This is a genomic window from Bacillus sp. BHET2 (assembly GCF_005938125.1).
Taxonomy (GTDB): Bacteria; Bacillota; Bacilli; order Bacillales; family Bacillaceae_B; genus Rossellomorea.
Genome location: NZ_VCQN01000001.1, coordinates 456,714 through 475,874 on the forward strand (window position 1 = coordinate 456,714; position 19,161 = coordinate 475,874).

25 protein-coding genes and 1 pseudogene are annotated in these 19,161 nt (G+C 40.3%); 22 read left to right on the plus strand and 4 right to left on the minus strand.

Annotated elements, in window-relative coordinates:
- Nucleotides 1-7 precede the first annotated feature (7 nt).
- The 3 genes from FGG79_RS02360 to FGG79_RS02370 form a co-directional block, all read right to left on the minus strand.
- Complete coding sequence (locus FGG79_RS02360) at nt 8-577, minus strand: DeoR family transcriptional regulator (protein ID WP_138776150.1); 570 nt, start codon at nt 575-577, stop codon at nt 8-10.
- 452 nt (nt 578-1,029) lie between these two features.
- Complete coding sequence (gene nagZ, locus FGG79_RS02365) at nt 1,030-2,286, minus strand: beta-N-acetylhexosaminidase (protein WP_346764013.1); 1,257 nt, start codon at nt 2,284-2,286, stop codon at nt 1,030-1,032.
- Between the two features lie 204 nt (nt 2,287-2,490).
- Nucleotides 2,491-3,252: a DUF3891 family protein gene (locus FGG79_RS02370; protein ID WP_240794181.1), complete on the minus strand. Its 762-nt coding sequence runs from the start codon at nt 3,250-3,252 to the stop codon at nt 2,491-2,493.
- 240 nt (nt 3,253-3,492) lie between these two features.
- Between FGG79_RS02370 and FGG79_RS02375 the strand changes: the two genes are divergently transcribed.
- From FGG79_RS02375 to FGG79_RS02395, 5 genes are all read left to right on the plus strand, one after another.
- Nucleotides 3,493-3,726 (plus strand): hypothetical protein, encoded by a 234-nt coding sequence (locus tag FGG79_RS02375; protein WP_138776153.1) that lies wholly within the window; start codon nt 3,493-3,495, stop codon nt 3,724-3,726.
- Between the two features lie 28 nt (nt 3,727-3,754).
- Complete coding sequence (locus FGG79_RS02380) at nt 3,755-4,408, plus strand: class I SAM-dependent methyltransferase (RefSeq protein ID WP_171050754.1); 654 nt, start codon at nt 3,755-3,757, stop codon at nt 4,406-4,408.
- Nucleotides 4,409-4,737: 329 nt separating this feature from the next.
- Nucleotides 4,738-5,307 carry a sigma-70 family RNA polymerase sigma factor gene (locus FGG79_RS02385; protein WP_138776155.1) on the plus strand — a complete coding sequence of 190 codons (570 nt, stop codon included), beginning with the start codon at nt 4,738-4,740 and terminating at the stop codon, nt 5,305-5,307.
- Nucleotides 5,252-6,277 (plus strand): DUF4030 domain-containing protein, encoded by a 1,026-nt coding sequence (locus FGG79_RS02390; RefSeq protein ID WP_171050755.1) that lies wholly within the window; start codon nt 5,252-5,254, stop codon nt 6,275-6,277. Before FGG79_RS02385 ends, FGG79_RS02390 begins: the two co-directional genes overlap by 56 nt.
- An 82-nt stretch (nt 6,278-6,359) precedes the next feature.
- Nucleotides 6,360-6,596, plus strand: coding sequence for a DUF3953 domain-containing protein (locus tag FGG79_RS02395; RefSeq protein WP_138776157.1), 237 nt, complete (start codon nt 6,360-6,362; stop codon nt 6,594-6,596).
- Nucleotides 6,597-6,838: 242 nt separating this feature from the next.
- Here the strand turns inward: FGG79_RS02395 and FGG79_RS02400 are convergent, their stop codons facing one another.
- A complete protein-coding gene (locus tag FGG79_RS02400; RefSeq protein WP_138776158.1) occupies nt 6,839-7,774 on the minus strand; it encodes a nucleoside hydrolase in 936 nt (311 codons plus the stop codon).
- Between the two features lie 170 nt (nt 7,775-7,944).
- Here FGG79_RS02400 and FGG79_RS02405 point away from each other — a divergent pair, with 170 nt between their 5' ends.
- The 17 genes and pseudogenes from FGG79_RS02405 (at nt 7,945) to FGG79_RS02475 (ending at nt 19,080) form a co-directional block, all read left to right on the plus strand.
- Nucleotides 7,945-8,778 (plus strand): SDR family NAD(P)-dependent oxidoreductase, encoded by an 834-nt coding sequence (locus FGG79_RS02405; RefSeq protein ID WP_138777542.1) that lies wholly within the window; start codon nt 7,945-7,947, stop codon nt 8,776-8,778.
- A gap of 124 nt (nt 8,779-8,902) precedes the next feature.
- Nucleotides 8,903-9,610, plus strand: coding sequence for a YwaF family protein (locus FGG79_RS02410; RefSeq protein ID WP_138776159.1), 708 nt, complete (start codon nt 8,903-8,905; stop codon nt 9,608-9,610).
- A gap of 46 nt (nt 9,611-9,656) precedes the next feature.
- Nucleotides 9,657-10,097, plus strand: a complete 441-nt coding sequence (locus FGG79_RS02415) for a hypothetical protein (protein ID WP_138776160.1) — start codon at nt 9,657-9,659, stop codon at nt 10,095-10,097.
- Nucleotides 10,098-10,526: 429 nt separating this feature from the next.
- Nucleotides 10,527-10,682 (plus strand): hypothetical protein, encoded by a 156-nt coding sequence (locus FGG79_RS21600; RefSeq protein WP_171050756.1) that lies wholly within the window; start codon nt 10,527-10,529, stop codon nt 10,680-10,682.
- 185 nt (nt 10,683-10,867) lie between these two features.
- Nucleotides 10,868-11,236: a YkvA family protein gene (locus FGG79_RS02420; protein WP_138776161.1), complete on the plus strand. Its 369-nt coding sequence runs from the start codon at nt 10,868-10,870 to the stop codon at nt 11,234-11,236.
- 183 nt (nt 11,237-11,419) lie between these two features.
- Nucleotides 11,420-11,815, plus strand: a complete 396-nt coding sequence (locus FGG79_RS02425) for a VOC family protein (protein WP_138776162.1) — start codon at nt 11,420-11,422, stop codon at nt 11,813-11,815.
- 145 nt (nt 11,816-11,960) lie between these two features.
- Nucleotides 11,961-12,146, plus strand: coding sequence for a hypothetical protein (locus tag FGG79_RS02430; protein ID WP_171050757.1), 186 nt, complete (start codon nt 11,961-11,963; stop codon nt 12,144-12,146).
- 53 nt (nt 12,147-12,199) lie between these two features.
- Complete coding sequence (locus FGG79_RS21605) at nt 12,200-12,337, plus strand: hypothetical protein (protein WP_171050758.1); 138 nt, start codon at nt 12,200-12,202, stop codon at nt 12,335-12,337.
- A gap of 37 nt (nt 12,338-12,374) precedes the next feature.
- Nucleotides 12,375-12,653 (plus strand): hypothetical protein, encoded by a 279-nt coding sequence (locus FGG79_RS02435; RefSeq protein WP_138776164.1) that lies wholly within the window; start codon nt 12,375-12,377, stop codon nt 12,651-12,653.
- 416 nt (nt 12,654-13,069) lie between these two features.
- Complete coding sequence (locus FGG79_RS02440) at nt 13,070-13,852, plus strand: class I SAM-dependent methyltransferase (RefSeq protein ID WP_138776165.1); 783 nt, start codon at nt 13,070-13,072, stop codon at nt 13,850-13,852.
- 26 nt (nt 13,853-13,878) lie between these two features.
- Nucleotides 13,879-14,178, plus strand: a complete 300-nt coding sequence (locus FGG79_RS02445; RefSeq protein WP_138776166.1) for a hypothetical protein — start codon at nt 13,879-13,881, stop codon at nt 14,176-14,178.
- 105 nt (nt 14,179-14,283) lie between these two features.
- On the plus strand, nt 14,284-14,928 hold the full coding sequence (locus FGG79_RS02450; protein WP_138776167.1) for an SDR family oxidoreductase: 645 nt from the start codon (nt 14,284-14,286) through the stop codon (nt 14,926-14,928).
- A 113-nt stretch (nt 14,929-15,041) separates the two neighbouring features.
- Nucleotides 15,042-15,485, plus strand: a complete 444-nt coding sequence (locus FGG79_RS02455; RefSeq protein WP_138776168.1) for a hypothetical protein — start codon at nt 15,042-15,044, stop codon at nt 15,483-15,485.
- On the plus strand, nt 15,472-16,017 hold the full coding sequence (locus tag FGG79_RS02460) for a 5' nucleotidase, NT5C type (protein WP_138776169.1): 546 nt from the start codon (nt 15,472-15,474) through the stop codon (nt 16,015-16,017). Before FGG79_RS02455 ends, FGG79_RS02460 begins: the two co-directional genes overlap by 14 nt.
- A 159-nt stretch (nt 16,018-16,176) precedes the next feature.
- A complete protein-coding gene (locus tag FGG79_RS02465) occupies nt 16,177-17,958 on the plus strand; it encodes a M3 family oligoendopeptidase (protein WP_138776170.1) in 1,782 nt (593 codons plus the stop codon).
- Nucleotides 17,959-18,011: 53 nt separating this feature from the next.
- Nucleotides 18,012-18,554, plus strand: a pseudogene (locus FGG79_RS02470) (phosphoribulokinase); the annotation flags it as partial.
- Complete coding sequence (locus tag FGG79_RS02475) at nt 18,544-19,080, plus strand: histidine phosphatase family protein (protein WP_138776172.1); 537 nt, start codon at nt 18,544-18,546, stop codon at nt 19,078-19,080. The pseudogene FGG79_RS02470 and the gene FGG79_RS02475, both read left to right, overlap by 11 nt.
- Nucleotides 19,081-19,161 lie beyond the last annotated feature (81 nt).

Here is a 19,161-nt window from a genome sequence, read left to right on the forward strand (position 1 = left end):
TCTTTTCTTAGTCTTTGCAGCAGTCTGGCCCCTGCATTTCGTTCGAGATAACCGAGATCGCCTGTTGAAAGTTGTGTATTTGGCCTCCAAATCCAGTTTGGAATTGACGGGCTAGTTTGTTCGATTCGAATGCAATCACCTGAGGGTGACAGCAATTCAGGTTCAAGTCGGCATCCACAAGGTAAGTGGCCGTCTTCCCGCTTATGGTCACATCTGTTAAGAAATCATGACAGAGAATCTGCACTACTTCTTCCTTGATATCGCCATAACGAAGCAATCCACAATGAGGGCAGCAGGCATGTTCGATTGTATGATCTTTCTTCACCAATTGAACCGATCTTCTGGAAGTAGCCGGTTTCAAGCAATAGATGCAGTTACTAGACGGAATGGCATGATTCGTGATGGTCGAAATACCGTTGGAAGTCTTTTGAATCTTATTTTTATCCATAAGAGGTTTGAGGTCTCGGTATACGGTCATCTCAGAAACACCGAGGCGGGTGCTGATGTCTGATACTCGGAGGGTTCCTTCCTTTTCAAGCCATACTAGAATCTGTTCTTGTCTATCAACGGGCAGCATTGTCAACGTCCTTTCGTAGTTTGATAGTTTAAATGATAGATAAGAATCACTGATGAAACAATAGATTGGATGTGAATAAAAGTGAAAAAATGATGATATGTAACAGAACGGACAAATGAATTTTCTTTTTAGCACACATTTGGATACCTCTGTATGAATCGGTATGTGTTATTTTTTGATGAGAATGTGTGATTTTTTGTGAAGCTGCTAAGTAAACGTAGATTTTATAAAGTTGGATCATCGAAATGTGTATTTAAAGAAAATAATTAGTATGGGGGTAATTGAATGGCTCTGTTCTGGAATTTGGAATTTGATCACTAAGATCAAACCTTATGTGCATTTTTAATAAGGTAAAGAAGGTTCTGGTTCGACAACTGAAAGCAGCGATAAATATACACTTCCTAAACTCAAAAAAGAGACTCCTTCTTTCTATAGGGAGTCTGCGATTTCAGCTAATATGACATCTTCTTTTTGAGGGACTGAATGGATTGGTTAAGATGGTTTACATCAGCGGTTCCTGTTTGAGTATCGGATAGTTTGTATTTCTGCTTTAGTTCAATGATTCTTCTAACACTTAAATCCAACCTGTTCTCTGAAATTTCCCCGCTCCGAACCGCATTTCTTAGAGAGTCGATTGCTTCGACGATCATTTCATAGTCATGGGCAATCAACAGAATATCACTTCCTGCAATCACTGATTGAACCGCAGCCTGACCAATTCCGTAGTTGTTCGTGATAGCTTTCATGGTCAAGTCATCAGTGATGACTGCACCATCGAAATGCAGCTTATTCCTCAGGAGGTCTATCACGTTTTTTGACAAAGAAGCAGGGTTGTCTCTGTCTAGTTTAGGCAGTAAAATATGGGCAACCATCACAAGGTCGGCTCCACTGTTTATGGCCTGCTTAAATGGATCGAGTTCAAGTTCTTCCAGTTCTTGAACGCTCTTATTTACGATCGGAAGTTCTAAATGCGAATCTACGGCAGTGTCCCCGTGGCCTGGAAAGTGCTTAATGGAGGATATGACGCCCTGAGATTGAATTCCCTTCATTGTTTGAATACCGAGTTCACTAACAATAGGTGCGTTATCTCCAAATGAGCGATCCCCGATAACCGGATTTGAGGGATTGCTGTTGATGTCAAGAACAGGTGCGAAGTCGAGGTTGAATCCATATTCCTTTAACTCTTTCCCTAGAATGGATCCAACCTCATACGACAAGTCTGGGTCATTCATCGCTCCTATCTTTTCATTTGTTGGGAAGTTTATGAGCCCGCCAGGCAGTCTGGTCACTTGACCGCCTTCTTGGTCGACACTTAAGAAGAGTGGTAAAGGGTTGTTTTCATTGTCTTTCTTCAAGTTATTAAGAAGCTGTACGGTTTGTTGTGGTCCATCTAAATTAGTGGAGAAGAAGATAAATCCTCCAACACTGTACTGTTGGATTAGTTTTTTTGTTCGTGCATCTTCTTGTGTACCACTGAATCCTGCTATGATTAGTTGACCTATTTTCTCATCTAAGCTCATGTTGGAAAGGATGGTCGTGATCTTTGTTTCTTCATTTCCATCCGTTCCTTCCTGGGGAATATCCCCTGTTTTTTGCCTTTGGCTGAGGGTCGTATTGTCAAGAACAAGGTTTAATATGAAGAGAAGGATAACTAGAAATAGAAGGGAATAACTTATCTTTTTTAAACGGATCTTTATGGTTTTGGACATATGGTTTCTCTCTCCTGAACATGATCGGTAATAAGATATTATCCATAACATTCGCTATTTCTAGTTAAATATTCGAAATGGCCACAAACTTATAGAAGCATTCAACAAAAAAAGACACGTTTTTCACATGTCTTTTCGTAGAATTTGAAAATCAGAGGCACTAGCAGAATTGTGGAGTATAGCAAGAGGTGCAGTTTCCTTTTCTCATTTCTTCAGTACAATATTCTGTTTCTCCAAATCACTGTTCTCATAAGCCTCGGCAATACCTGAATCATCGATCTCTTGTTTGGATACCAATTTATACGGTAATGTCACTTGGAAATCATCGATAAACGGAAATGAATCGAGAGAGACGTGTTCAGCATCCAGCCATTGAGCTTTGAGTGGTTGGTTGCCGGGGTGAAACATCTCTGTATGCTTGAATCCATTAGTAAACCAGGGATGTTCGTTGGCAATACCTGCTCCTGGCTCATTTAAACACAGGTATAAAGACAGGTCATCAGAAAATTGAAGTAATCTGAAATGCTGTAAGAGTAGTTGGTCTTGGATCTCAGGCAGCCTCTTTTTAATATGCCATTGCCGATCGGCTTCTTCTTTTAAGAATGAAAGGCAATCCTGATTTGTCGATTGGGAAAAGAAGGAGCAGAAATGCAGGCTGCAGAGAAGACACGAGTAAGGATTCATGTTCTCAATCTCGTTCAGGCCGATTTTGTACAGTGCCATTTTTGGCAGAAGGGGATAGTCTGAAAAGGTGAAAGGTTTCTTCTCACGATCATTCCATATTGGGGTTGAATCCAGTTTGGTCCAGCTCCGGTCGTGTTGATAGGCTGCAAGAATGAGATCATCAAAAAATTTGTCCGATTCCAGAAGAGTGGGTTTTACATGCTTCATGATGTCACCTGATAAAAAGGCGTGGTCATGCTGTTTAATCATGATAAATGAATCTATTGTTTCTCGAATGATCATGATGGACAGTCTCCCTTCAATCATTTTACGTCTACATTCATTATAGCAAATTCTTACTGTATGAATCTTGTGTGGAAGGATTATCCAACTTTTGGTATAATCAGAATAAAAGGTCATGCTGCATAAAGAACTGCATAGTGATTGGAATGTGTTCTTTTTATTTTACTGGAACTATATTTGAAAAGGCAGTTTTCGTAATGGTATTGAAAGTATTGATTGAAAAATTGATAGGGTAATAGAATGGAAAAAATTATTGTGAAAACGGGTATTTACTCTTTTATGCTATCGTTTCTATTGTTATTAATTGGTATGAAAAGAGTATTTAAGGCATCAAATGGAGACGGAATGTACACATTTTCAACCACTCCTTATCCAGAGTTTTTCTTTATGATTACACGATATTCAGCCATCATAACGGTCATATCAATCGTATTGGCAGTTACTATCCTAATATTGATGAAGAAACAAAGGTGAGCTTTCTATGTTTCAAATGGAGGTCAAAATGAAAGAAGCACAGGTTTTCTGGAATGAAAAGTACAAAGAAGAGAGAAACCTATGGGGGTTTCAACCGAAAGAAATGTTGCTCCACTATGAAAAAGTAATACCAAGTAAAGGGAAGATTCTTGATTTGGGAGTGGGAGAAGGGAAAAACGCTCTCTATTTTGCAAGTAGAGGATACGTCGTAGAAGGAGTTGATATTTCTGATACGGCAATTGACCGATGTAGGCATTACGCTTCGGAAGCAGGATTGGACATGAAAACGACCGTTGCCGATCTAGCCGAATATTCCATAGCTCCGGGATCGTGCTCACTAATAATCCTATCGAATGTACTTAATTTCTTTCATGACGATACAATCAAAAGAATCGTTCAGAAAGTGAAGGAAGGATTAGTGGATGGCGGTATGGTTTATATTCATGCTTTTGACGTCCATGATCCAAGTTTAGATAAGAGACGTCATTTAGTCGTAGACGAGTTTACGAATACGGTCTTTAATCCAAAAACAAAGGGTTATACACATTATTTTACGAAGGATGAGTTAGAAGGAATCTTCCAAGGATACAAGGTAATCTACTCTTCTCAATCTCTACAATTGGATTTGGGACATGGGGAACCTCATTATCATGGGTTGGTGGAATTGTTGGTGAAGAAGTAAGAGATGTAGAGGTATCGGTCTTGGTCGGAATTAGTAAAAATGAAAAAGATATTTTAGGTTATAGGAAGACTCGTCAATTTTTGACGAGTCTTCCCTTATGTAAGAGAGATAGTCTCATTTTTGGCGTTTAGTGCAAGATAAAATATAAAAGTTGCAGTACGATACATGATATAGACGTCTATCATGAAAATCAGCGGAGTGGGTCCTTTTGTAAGAGAGATGTTGCATTAAGACATATTCTACTATTCTCATTTATTAAAAATAATCTACATTTCATGAAACGTTTTAATCATCCCATCAGTCTAACTTGTAGAAAAAGAGGTGAGGGCATGTTGAGAGAGAAAACAATCCGCGAGGCGAAAAGAGGGGATGAAAAAGCATTTCAAGATCTTATTCAAATAGAGAAGAACAAACTCTATCGTCTTGCCTACGTATACGTTAAGAATGAAGATGATGCTCTTGATATAGTTCAGGATGCGATATATAAAGCTTTTCTATCGATCAAAAAATTGAAGGAGCCACAGTATTTTTCCACTTGGCTATCAAGGATCCTCATTCATTCCGCATTGGATTATCTTAAGAAGCATAGAAGGGTAGTCCCAATAGAGGACATGGGTGAGTTCTTTAAAATAGAGAATCTTCAGCTGGAGGACAAATTGGATTTGGGTGGAGCAATCGACAGGTTAGATCCCCTCTATAAAACAGCCATCATTCTTAGATATTATAAGGATCTCCCCATTAAGGAAATAGCGGAATTATTAGAATGCCAAGAGGGTACGGTTAAAACGAGAATACATAGAGCGATCAATCAGTTGAAGTCAGATTTGGAGAGAGGTGAATATGATGAACGATTTATCCAACAAGGTAAAGAAGGAAATCGAAGCGATTCACATTCCTGAAGAGAGGTTAACCTTTTCAATCGAACAAGCTATTAAAAAGGGAAAACGGCATCGAAAAAAGGTTAGGGAAAAATGGACCTATGTTTGTAGTGCAGCGGTTGTGCTGATTGGCATGTTCCTTAGTTCTGGCACTGTTTCACCAGCGATGGCAAAAGTGGTTTCAAAGATTCCGATTATCGGAGAGATCTTGTATTCGGATGAGGGGATATTAGAGGCGATTTCAGAGAGCCTTCAAAGAGAAGGATATGACGTTAATAAGATAAACCTGACAATCACTCAAGAAAAAGAAATTATAATTGGAATCAGAGGTCAGATACCCCAATATGAAATGATAAAAGAAAAGGTAGGGGGCATTGTCTCGAATGTTCTTGAATCAAAGGGATATGATGCATACACCTGGAAAGTAGTTAGGAAACAGGAGGAGAAAATACCAGTTAAGGATGAACAGGTACAGAGGAGGAGTAGGGAATTCCAATTAATTGACTCTGAAACGAGGAAAGAAGCATCAAAACGAAATATTAAAATATCAAGTATATTCCAATTCGAAAATCCCAAATCCATAGTAGTGGAAATTCCAAAAACTGAGGAAAGAACGAACGAAATCAAGAGAATTGTAAACGACGTGATGGCTACTAATCAGCTCACAGAGATTCCAATTAAAATAAAGAAAGTGAGCGTTAGCAAAAAGAAACAAGAAGGAAGATGGTCACAGGTTCTTATGCCGATTCACCATGATCTAATGGGTAAGGAAGAGTATAAGGTGAAAACAGTGGGGTTTACTGTGCATCCCAGTCCGCAAATTTTAGTATCTCTTACGATTTCTAGCAAAGATGTAGAGGCGGAGGAGTTTGCCCAACAGCTCGAACTAAGGATTGATGAAGTCCTGAAATCTGAAAAGATGAAGGCATTGGTTCAGGATGATTCTTATCAGATTCTGATTAAGAGTAAAGAAGGAAACGAAATTAATTGAGGTATAGAATGAAATAAAAAGAGGAAAAAAGTCTGGCGTCCTCGCCTTTTATAAAATACTAAGCATTCACTGGGGGCTAACAATGTTAAAAATAGTGAGAATAGTGGTCAGCATCATTGTGTTAGTGTTATCTGTTTATGGATTATTCAGTACGGAAAAAACTGAACTCCTGCCATTTATCATGCTCTTGTTGAGTGTACTTTTAGTGGTCATGGGAACGGAAGAGTTGAAGAAAAGCCCTAAGTCGTATAGTGGATACCTGTTTTATATTGTCTCATTTTTTGTGTTCATGGTTTCTTTAAAAGGGCTTGTCTATTAATTTTCTTATTTAACAAAACCTGCTGAGAGAGTATTTACAAACAAACCGAAAAGAAGCAAATGATCAGGGAAATGCTCCTATGTATCAAAAGTAAAGGTCCGTCCCTCAACGCGTTAACGCACTGAGGGACGGACCTCTACTTATTTACCTTTTATTAATAGTCACAGTTGCCTATCCACTTCAAGTATCGCTTCAATCTCCAAATTTAAGGTTACGTGAAAAAGGGTGAGGCTACATTTATATTATCGTTTTTTTCCTGTCATGACCTTTATGAAATCTTCCACAAACATCTGATAGTCGATCTTCAGGAAGATATTGATGTTCTTTTCAGCCGGCTTGGAGCTGACCCTGAAGTCGGCGATGGATGTACCCTGTCCGAGTCCTGAGGTCAGGACTTCGACTTCCCTTCTGATGGTCTTCCCCATGTCAGGATTCACCATCAGGGATAGGGTCACGACATCGTGTAGGGGGGCTCCGTTTATACCGGGGACCAGTTTCTTATAGGCATTGATATAGTATGTCATAACGTCATCCATGATCTGGACGAGGGGGTTATCGGTCATCTCCTGAATGGTCTTGATTTGTTCTAGGGTGATGATCGCCTTGTTGGTGACGTTCAACGGGGCAATGTAGAGGTTATCGAGTTTTTTGACTACAAGTTCTGATGCAATGGGGTCCCCGTAGAAATTGGCTTCTGCTGAAGGCGTCACATTTCCGGGGACGAAGAAAGCTCCCCCCATGATATAAAATTCCTTCACTTTCTTGGCAATATCTTCTCCTAAAACGTAAAGGGAGGCGAGTGACGTGTTTCTTCCGACATCCACAATCGTGACATCGTCATTCTCCTCGATGATGGTGTATAGAGTCGAGAAGTTGGTGAATTCACCTGAGAAGTTATCCGGAGGACGGATCGGTCCCAAACCGTCCTTTCCATGGATTTCGGGATAGTAGGTGGGGATTTTCCCGGAAGAAGGGGTGTTGGAACCGCCGATGATCGGTACATCCGTCCTTCCTGCAAGCTTAAGCAGATAAGCGATGATATCGGTGGCTTGCTCCTTCCTGACATTTCCGTAGCTGGATACGATGCCAAGTACCTTTATGTCCGGACTCAACAGGGCATACATGATGGCAATGGAGTCATCTATGCCGGGATCAGCAAATAAAATAATGTTTTTCATGGGATTCTCCTCACGATATTCGTATTTCTATAACGTATCGGAGAAAGGTAGAATTTATTCCATTCGACAATAAAATGCAACCGCTGCTTCTTCCATTTCAAGGAGCTTTTGCTTCAGGTCAAAGGAAACGTATAATAAGGTTGTCTAACATGAAGAAAGGAATGGAATCAATGAAATCACTAATAGGAAAGATTGCACTTGTAACAGGAGGAAGCCGGGGAGCTGGCCGTGCCATTGCTGTTGAATTAGGAAAAGCTGGGGCGACTGTGTATGTGACGGGGCGCAGCAAAAAAGGGAATGCAACCAAGAACTTTCCGGGAACGATTGACGACACGGTTACTCAAATTGAAGAAGCTGGCGGAAAAGGAATCGCGGTTCGCTGTGACCATACGATCGATGCGGAAACAGAAGCAGTCATCGGGCAAATTCGTGAAGAACAAGGAAAGCTCGATATCCTGATCAATAATGTGTGGGGCGCCCATGACATCGGAGTGAATCCGGGTCCATTCTGGGAGATCCCTCTTGCGAACTGGGATACGATGTTCACTGCAGGTGTACGAGCTCAGCTGGCAACGAATCATTTCGCCATACCTCTACTTCGTGAAAATAAAGAAGGAATGATTGTTCATACGACTTTCTGGGATGATGGAAAGTACACGGGGCAGTTCTATTATGATCTGGCGAAGAACGCACTCGTCCGCATGGCGTACGGACTTTCAGAAGAATTAAAAGACAACAATATCGCGGTTCTTGCTGTGTCACCAGGATTTATGAGGACAGAGCTTGTGCTTAAGCATATGGGAGTGGATGAGGAACACTGGCAGGATTCAGAAGACTTAAAGTCATCTGAAACGCCACATTATGTGGGACGTGCCATTACGGCGCTTGCGATGGATTCGAACGTGATGGAGAAGACAGGTCAGGTGTTGAAAGTCGGAGAACTTGCTAAAGAATATGCGTTTACAGATGTGGATGGGCGATACATTCCACCGTTTACGATGTAGGATGATGAGCCCCCTGGCATAGAACCGGGGGATTTTTCAATTTTAATCATTCAGTCTTAACCCTGGTGTAACCCGAATAAACTATTCATGATAACCACTTTTCCATACGAATAGGGGTGGCGAGATGTTTTCGGTGACAGAAATGCGTACGTTTGAATTATTTTCTGTTTCTCATATCACTGTGCTTTTGCTGTTTGTGGCTGTATCGATTTGGTTGGTTTACTTCAGACATTTCCTGAAGAGATATCAGTCAATTTTGAAGTGGACGCTATTCTGGGTGTTGGTCCTGTGTGAGGTGTCGTGGCATATCTGGCTACTTATAACAGGAACGTGGGAAGTGGGGGATTTACCTCTACAGCTCTGTTCTGTCAGCACCTTTATCGCGGTATATCTGTTTCTGAAGTCAAATCAGAAGGCATTTTACTTGTTGTTCTTTATCGGGTTTCTCCCACCGATGTTAAGCATGGTGACACCTGAAATGGCTTATCAATTTCCTCATTTTCGCTTTCTTAAATACTTTCTCCATCATGCAGCCATTGCGTGGTCCGTTCTTTATTTCGTCGTGTATGAAGGGTACCGGGTCCCAAGGAAAGCCATCTGGACCGGCTTTCTCATGGTCAATCTTCTCGCCCTACCGATCTTCTTCCTGAACATTCTTCTCGATACGAATTTCTTCTACCTGGCGAATCCTACGGAATCCAAGACGATCTTGTCCTTTTTCGGAACGGGAGTCAAGTATTATATGAATCTAGAAATCGCAGCACTTGTGGTATTTTTTGTGACGTATCTTCCGATGGGGATGCTGATGAAGCGGGAGAGGGAAAAAGGGTAACGACTTTTCAGTTTTATTCGTCTAATGTACAAAAGGGGTGTAGACCGTGAACAAAATTTTAACGATTATCAATATCATTGCAGTGATAGCTGTTGTTTTATTTATTATACAACCGATTCGAACAGCGCCGCCGACACCAAATGTAACCGTAGGGGAAGTTGCCATTCCGACATCAGAGGGCTCTTATTGTTGGGAGGGATTTATTTCAGGTCAGTGTGTGGATAAGGAGTATTCAAGCGTAGTGGCCATGGCAGATGAATATCAACCAACTACGGTATCCCAAAATGAAAAGATCAAAGTTACATTTGATAAGAAGCCAAAAACGCTGGAAGTGGAGAGATGGATGGGGGAGGAGGAGGTAGAAATAGTGGAAATAAAGGATGATTTTCTGGGGGTTCCAAAAGAGAAGGGGGTATATGTGTATCATATAATCTCCAATTGGAAGCAGGGAGACGGGAGTTATGTGTTTTCGGTTGAAGTGAAGTAATGGAAAGCACACAACCAATCTGAAGATCCCTTTTAGAGTGAAGTATACGTAAAAAATCAATTATACCAAGGTGTTGATTTCCCGTTCACTCCTATATATATAGGTTGAAAACCTATATATATAGGAGTGAATGGGGGGCCTGAACATTTGAATGGATGGACGAAGCCGCTAAGTGAGCGCGATGAAACAAGGGGGGTCATATGTAAATGAATTATGAATGGTCTCATGGCTGATATCAAGTGATGTGACGGTGAAGGATGGTAGCCATTTGTCCTCTCAATGTGAATCAGATAAAAGCGGGACTCGGGATAGACATGGATACATAAAGAAGACTGTAAAGATGGAAAAGATAAAATAGTATATAATAGCTGCTTGGGAGCTGAAAAATCATAAATGAGGAAAATTATGGGGCCAGGGAGAATCGTTTTAATGGCAGTAATGGCAGGGGTTTACTCTGCAGTTTTGGATAATATGGAGACTGCCTACAATTTAAATACTAGTGTGAGTGCTGTTCTTTTAGTACTATTCACATTTACTACGGGATACATGTTGTATAAGGTAGGGCAAAATGGAAGTGAAGAATGAATTTTTAATCAAGCTCTTTTTACGAAGAAAAATAATCAACGAGAATTAAGAAATCATCAAACATATATTAATCAATTGAGTTAGATTAGACTTAACAGTGATGCTGCCTGAAGTTGTCTATTATCCAAAAAGCTTTTACAATAATATGTAACAAGAAATCAGTTTATAGGTGGAGGGATAATGATATGACCAACACAGAAAAACATTACTCAGAAGAAAAGTTCTGGGACAAGTTAAAAAAATACGGGGTAAAGGCGGGACATTCCGTCGTATATACGGCTTTACTTCTTTACTTTGTGCTGCAAAAACCGGATATCCCTGTGAAAGCGAAGATGGTGATCATCGGTGCGCTGGGCTATTTCATTCTTCCGACTGACTTTATTCCTGACATTGCGGTTGGAATCGGATTTACAGATGACCTAGGAGCATTGGGGTTGGCTTTATTGCAGGTCGCCATGTATATCGATGATGAGGTGAAAGTAAATGCAAAGGCAAAATTGAGGGATTGGTTTGGGGAAGATGTAGATACATCTGAAGTTGATGATAAATTGTAAAGAAACAAATGGATGGCCGTTGATCGTCTTTATTTCATTATGAAGATGAACAATGGCCATCCTTTTTCTATATATTCAAAAAATCAATATACACTATTGAATTGCCTCGTGAAAATGGGTAAGATGAAGAAGCAACAGGTAATTTATCAGAATAATTTGAAATTATGACCTAGGGGGTATATGATGGGAAGAATAGTTCATTTCGAAGTCCATGTTGATGACATGGACAGGGCAAAGAAGTTTTATGGTGAGGTATTCGAATGGAAGTTCGAAGACTGGAGTGAATTCGCCGGAATGCCTTATTTTGGGGCGGTAACAGGGGATGAGAATGAGATGGGAATCAACGGAGCGCTGATGCAGCGTCAAGGTCCTCCTCCTGAAGCGAACAAGCCTTTAAATGGGTATGCTTGTACAATGGGAGTGGGAGATTACGACGGTACCGAGAAGAAAATCCTCGAAAATGGCGGGAAAGTCGCTATGCCGAAATATGCTCTTCCTGGAATGGCTTGGCAGGGTTACTACATAGATACAGAAGGGAACATCTTCGGGATTCATCAGCCGGATAAAGATGCAAAATAAGATCTGATTTAAGCAACGCCCTATACAATGAGATAGGGCGTTTTTCTAGTGTAGATATCGATGGTTTTTTACTATCAGAATTCTATTCTTGTGGTAAAATAAGGGTATAATAAATAGTAGGTGAGTGATAATCATAGAGGTATTTTTGATTTGTTTCTTTGCGTTTGTCATCATCTATCAAACGGTGTTTGCGATGATTAAAGTGTTACAAATCGCTTTAGAGCGGAGACAAATAACAAATCAAAAGTATAAAGTGATGCTTACCTCTTCCATTACAGTTGGTAGTGTCAGCGCTGCACTCTTGCCTGTTGGGTATACCATTTTCTATTAGTCTATTCTTAAATGGGTGTAATGAATCAAAATAGAAGCATTTGGAGGGGGCATATGAATTCATTGATTGGAATCGCCATTATTCTTATCGTGTTTTTTTCATCAAGTATCATTGAGAAAAGATTGAAAAATATTGAAATGCAGAATAAGGTTGTCATTAAGGTTTTAGAAGAAATTAGAGATAGAAAATAGTAGATAGAAATATCAATGAACGGAGAGAAAAGGGAGTATGAAACGATTTATCCGCTTGTTTTTTAAAGAAAGCCAAAATAAACGTACTATTAAACCTATTAGAACTATGAATAGCATATTATTAGTCTTTGCCCTGATTTTGCTCATTATGGCATTTTTAAATGATACTTCCATGAATTATATGGGATGGTCTATGATGGTACTTGGGTTGATTCATTTGTTAGATGGCATAGAGAATTATCTACTAAAAGAGAGCATGGGCCCATCTTTCGGACTTGCCGCCGTATTTTGTATGTTTTCTTACACGTTGTTTTAGTATAGGTACATCTTTCCCAAAACCCCGCCAATATTCTCTCATGTTGTGGTAGAGGCCTCTATTTGATTTCTATACGAATGACTTTTCCTTGAATCACTTTTTCAACAGACAGTTCTTCATACGCGTTTAGTTCCCTCATTCAGCTTTCACGCCTATAAAGATTCAGACATATGGACAAAATCAGCATTCTATTCATCTAATACACCTCGATCTATCAATGGTAGAGAAGGCGATATGCGTTTCAGGAAGGATGAATGTTTCGGGAGCGATCGGATAATCGTAAGTAGATTTTTCCCTGCTTATGCAATAAAGCAAGTGCAGGAATCAATTAATCTATCTAATCAATAAAATATTCAAATCAAAGGTGTAGAGTGGTTTTCATAATAATAAAATCTCACATATAGGAGGCAATACATATGGATACAACACAACAAAACAGCAGTGCCTGGGACAAAAAGGTCGAAGAAGGATCCAGGTATACAAAGTCGGTCAGTAGTGAAATCATTGAGCGAAGTAGAAATGGTGAATGGGAGATCACGGTCACAACTGAGAAATCGGTACCAAAAAGTTGGTTTCCGCAATCGTTAAAGGATCTGAAAATACTTTGCTTGGCTTCTGGCGGAGGACAGCAGGCTCCAGTTCTTGCTGCCGCAGGAGCTGACGTGACGGTTACGGATCTATCCAAGAAGCAATTAGAACAAGATGAGGAAGTAGCTCAACGTGAAGGTTTAACATTGAAGACCGTACAAGGAGATATGGTGGATCTTAGCAATTTTGAAGATGAATATTTTGATATGATCATTAATCCTGTCTCCAATTTATTCGTGAAGGATGTTCATCCTGTATGGAAAGAGGCTTCCAGGGTTTTAAAAGATAAAGGCATTCTTATTTCCGGGTTTACCAATCCTCTACTATGGATCTTTGATGATGCAGAAGAAAGAAAAGGGGTTTTGGACGTCAAGCACTCTATTCCTTCCTCCACTTTGGATCATTTATCTGAGAATGAGGTTCAGGTATATCTTGATTCAAATCAAACGATTGAATATGCCCACACGTTGGAAGACCAAATCCAAGGTCAAATCGATGCCGGTTTGGTCATTACAGGTTTCTACGAAGATGACTTTGGGGGAACGAGGATTTTAGACAAACATATTAAAACGTTTATGGCTACCAGGGCTGTAAAGGGCAGAGTAAAATAATAGAGCTTCTTCGAGGGAGGGAAAAGATGACGGAAATGCGTAGGGGAGATGTCGTCCTTATCCTAGGAATCGTGTTGATGATTGGATCCGTACTGAATTTCATAGCGTTCGATGAGAGGAAAGGCTCATTTCTCCAACTCACCTTTGGCATGTATGAACCCTTTGGGACATTGGCATGCCTCTTGTTCTCAATCATCCTGATCGGGATTGGGTATCATCTTAAGTGGAATGTTTCATTCATACATTTTGTCCTTTACCTAATATTCATTATTATTATTTCGGTTATTCCAGTTATTTTCATATTCATACATGCTGGGGAACTCTGATATGCAATAAAAAAAAGATCCCCCTCAAACAGATGATTTGTAATCAATTACTACCCATGTAAAAATTAATTCATACTACATTAATCGGAATGAGGAGATGATGGAATGAACGTAGCTGTTGTAGGTGCAAATGGACAAATCGGGAAGCATGTGATCAGACTTTTACAAGAAAACAATAATCATTCGCCGAAAGCCATTGTAAGAAAGGAAGAGCAGGCGGAGGCGTTTGAGCAAGAGGGAGTTCAATCTTCACTGGTTGACTTAGAAGGAACAGTCGATGACATTGCTAAGGGACTTCATGGTACCGAGGCAGTGGTATTTACAGCTGGGTCAGGTGGCAGCACAGGTTCTGATAAAACGTTACTTATCGATCTTGATGGAGCGGTGAAAGCGATGGAAGCCGCGAAACAGGCCGGGGTCGATCGTTTCATCATGGTCAGTGCACTTCAGGCTCATAACCGCGAGAACTGGAATGAATCCTTGAAGCCTTATTATGTAGCAAAACACTTCGCTGATCAGGCCCTTGTACAGAGTGGCTTAACCTATACGATTATCCGCCCGGGAGGATTATTGAATGAACCGGGTACTGGGAAGGTCTCAGCTGGAGAAAATCTATCTAGAAGCTCAATTCCCCGTGAAGATGTGGCACGCACCATCGTGGTTTCCCTGTCAGAGGAACATACATTCAACAAGGGCTTCGATCTCGTGTCAGGTAGGGATGAGATCCAAGTCGCAGTTCAAAACATATAGGAATAGTGGAGAAAGAATGGTCATCGTTTGTGATGGTCATTCTTTTTTTAGTTGAGAACATTGTTTTATTTTGGAATAATTGGTATACAGATACAAGTGGAAGGGATTTGAAAATGAACTATTTTTTGAAAGTCAATCTCATGAGCATTTTATATGCTCTCATGATTCTGGTACCGACCGAGTTAATGGTAAATGTATACAGGTTGAGTAGACGAACGGGCTGGGATATCGCTACTGTCAATGATGTCAGTGGATTCCTTATTATGGCCGATCTCATTTTGGGGACGGTGCTATTTTATCTAATCACTAAAAATTGGATGGGAAAACGGAAGGAAAGCTATTGGACTTCTATTCTTTGGTTTCCATATTTTATCCTGTTTGTTTATGTTACCGCCACATTTTTTCCTACCACCTATAGAGGGGACACTCCTAATCCGGCTTCTGGCATTGTGCTGATTGGGATGTTGATAGTATATCCATTTTATATTTTGGTGATGAACTTTTTAGGTTTGATAAGTGATGAAGAGGGAGGAGAATATTCCCATGGTGATAAATAATGAAAGAAGAAAAACCATCGCCATTGATATGGATGAGGTGATTGCTGATTTTCAAAAGAAGCATTTGGACCTATATAACCACGAGTATGATGAAGTTTTGACACTTGAAGATTTACAATGTACAAGGCTATGGCAAATTCGTCCCCAGTTAAAAGATGAGATTCTTGCGTATGTGGATGATCCGGGTTTCTTTAGGGACCTTGAGGTAATGGAAGCAAGTCAGGAGGTAATAAAGGAACTCAGTCAAGATTTCGAGATATTCATCACGACAGCAGCAATGGAGCACCCGTCATCCTTTTCAGCGAAATATGAGTGGCTGAAAGAACACTTTCCTTTTATATCAGACTTGAATTTTGTCTTTTGTGGGAATAAAAGCATTATTGATGCAGACTATCTGATTGACGACAGCCCAAGGCATTTCAAAGGGTTCAGAGGAAAGGGCTTATTATTTACTGCACCTCATAATGTGGAGATTTCTTCTTTTAAGCGGGTAAATGATTGGCAGGAAGTAAGAGAATATTTTTTAAGATAACCATATCCAATGTGGTGCTCGCCACTTTAGAGGAGTTTCCTTCTTTTATTAGTTAAATATTTCGTAATTTTCTTGCAAATCGAACTTGGAAAAAAGTTCAAATCGAGGTAAAATAAGAACATACGTTTCGTTCGAGGCGATAGATAGGGGGAGAGAATGATGAATCAAACTAAATATAAATCAGTATGGAATCTCGACAGCATCTTTAAGGGCGGAAGCGGATCACCCGATCTTCATGACCATATGATTCAGACGGAAGTTTATATCAAGGAACTGGATGAGAAATTGAAAGAGTGGAAGACTCCACGAGAGGAAAGTGATGCATATCAAATAGCTGACATACTTCATGAACTTCGAGAAATAAAATTGTGTATATCCCAAGCGAGATCCTTCGTCATTTGCCTTCTTGCCCAAGACCCGAAAGATCAGGTAGCTCAATCCTATAGAGGCAAGACTACTGCTCTTCTTTCACGCTATGAATCAATTAATAGTCGCTTTAAAAAGAGGTTAGCTATAACGGAGAAATCTCTTTGGCGGAATTTGCTAGAAACAAAGGAATTAAAAGAGTATCGCTTCGTCCTTACTGAATGGAAAGACGATGCGGACAGGGAACCCTCTCAGGAAATGTCAGACCTCATGGTGGATGGGTATCATTCCTGGGGGGAGTTCTATCAATCGTTCATGAGCAGTATTAAAGTCGAAGTAAAGAACCAGGAGCTATCTGTTGGACAGGCTCTCAATCTTCGTTCTCATTCAGACCCGTCTGTACGGGAAGAGTCCCATAGGGCACTGGTGGAGAAGTGGGCTGAGCATGAGGGAATGTTCGCTCAAATCTTGAATCATCTTGCGGGATTCCGCTTGAACATGTATAAAAGCGTAGGAGTCGAGGACGTGATCTCCGTCCCCCTTGCCCAAAATCGCATGAAGGAAGAAACACTGCATGCCATGTTATCCGTGATTGAGAAGAATAAAGAGCCTTTTGCCGATTACTTGAATGTGAAAGCTAAAATGAATGGCGATTCTAAAATGAAATCCTTTCACTTTGGTTCTCTGATGAATCACGAACAACAAAGCATTGAATATAGTGAAGCGGCCGCGTTGATCGAGGAGCAATTTCATGGGTTTGGAACTGAAATGGGCCAGTTTGCAGAGAAAGCATTCGGGGAAGGTTGGGTCGAGGCTGAAAATCGTCCGAATAAGTCAGCGGTGGCATTTTGTGCAGGTTTTCCGCAAATAGGTGAATCAAGGGTATTCCTGACTTTCAATAACACGTTCAAAGGGATTTTATCCCTTGTACACGAATTGGGGCATGCTTTTCATAACCATGCCATGAAATCTGTGGATGGGATCAACAAACAGTATCCCATGAGCTTGGCAGAAACGGCTTCAACCTTCGCTGAAATGATCATACTGGAAGCGGCCATGGAGAAAGCGAATTCCGACGAAGAGAAACTGTTCATCCTCGATGAGAAACTAAAGCGAAGCGTCATGAACTTTATGAACCTTCACGCAAGATTCATCTTTGAAAAAGAATTTCACGAAGAAAGAAAAAAGGGGTTCGTTTCCGCTACCAGACTAAACGAGCTAATGAAGTCAGCCATAGAACGGGGCTATGATGGGTCTCTTGATGAGATCCCGATTCACTCATGGGTATGGACGCCCCACTTTTATAAAACTGAATCTCCCTTTTATAGCTTTCCATATACATTTGGATATTTACTTGCGTTGAATTTCTTTGCGAAAGCCAAGGAAACAGGGAAAGAATTTGAACAGCACTACTTGTCACTGCTGGAGGATTCAGGAAGCATGTCTGCAGAAGATCTCGTTATGAAGCACTTGGGGGAAGACATCACCGAGGGAGCCTTTTGGGAAAAAGGGATGAGATTATGCATTAAGGACAGTGAGGAATTTGTGAGATTGGCCGCATCACTAGCGAAGTGAAGAAGACTATAGGTTGACATAAATAACAATGATTGATGATCAGGAGAGAATTCATGGACAAAATCTTATATAATCTGGCAAGTCTACTAAACAATCAAGATACAAAAATGATCATCGGCATCTCAGGACACGGTGCTTCAGGGAAAACCACATTTGCAAAGAAGCTTTTGACGCTTCTGGAAGGAAAGGATATTAACTATATCAACACCGATCCTTATATCGTTAGTTCAGACGTCAGAAAGCATACATCCATCCAATATGAGTATCAAAGTGAAATCCATCAATCCAAAATGACCGCCTGTCATCCCAATGCCCATCATATGTTGGCACTGGACCGGGACCTCAAGATGGTGAGAGAGGGAATGGACTTCTATACGATGGACGTTCAATATGAAAGAAGTCAGCTAATCACCTCCCGAAACAACCTGACGATTATTGAAGGGATGACGGTTGCGTTCAGCAATCCCAATTTATTCGACGTCATGATTTACTTTTATACGGATGGTGAAACGGAACTAATGCGAAGAGGGATTCGTGATGTTTCAGAGAGAGGAATGGACATAGAGTATTTACGAAATACCCATAATGAACGCAGAAGATGGGGAAGAGATAACAAGGGGATTGACGGATAAGAGGAGACATGATGCAGAATTAGTAACAAGGATACTGCGAGACGAAGGAATCGATGTTGTAATCTCTAGCCCATACAACCGTTCAATCTTAACCGTACAAAAGCTTGCTGAACAAATTGGGCAAGAAGTAATCATCTTCGAAAACCTAAAAGAAAGAATGTTTTCTGCTGGAAAAATGAGAGTTTCTGATAAAGATTTATACATGATATTAAACGAATCATTTACAGATCCTCACTTTAGATTGCCTAGTGCGGAATCTAATCATACAAGTCAGAAACGAGCCGTAAACGTATTGATAGACTTATTAGATATCTACAAAGGGCGAAAGCTTGTAATAGGAACTCACGGATTGGTTATGACGTTGATGATGAGCTACTTTGACAAACAGTATGATATGGATTTTCTATTGAATACTTCAAAGCCAGATATATATCGCATGGAATTTAAAAGTAGGGATTTAGTTGGGGTGAAAAGGTTATGGGAGGAGTAATCATTCCTTTACCTAGTCCTCCCTTGGTTATATATTCTTTATTATAAATGATGAAATGAAATAAAATGCTCAAGAATGGAG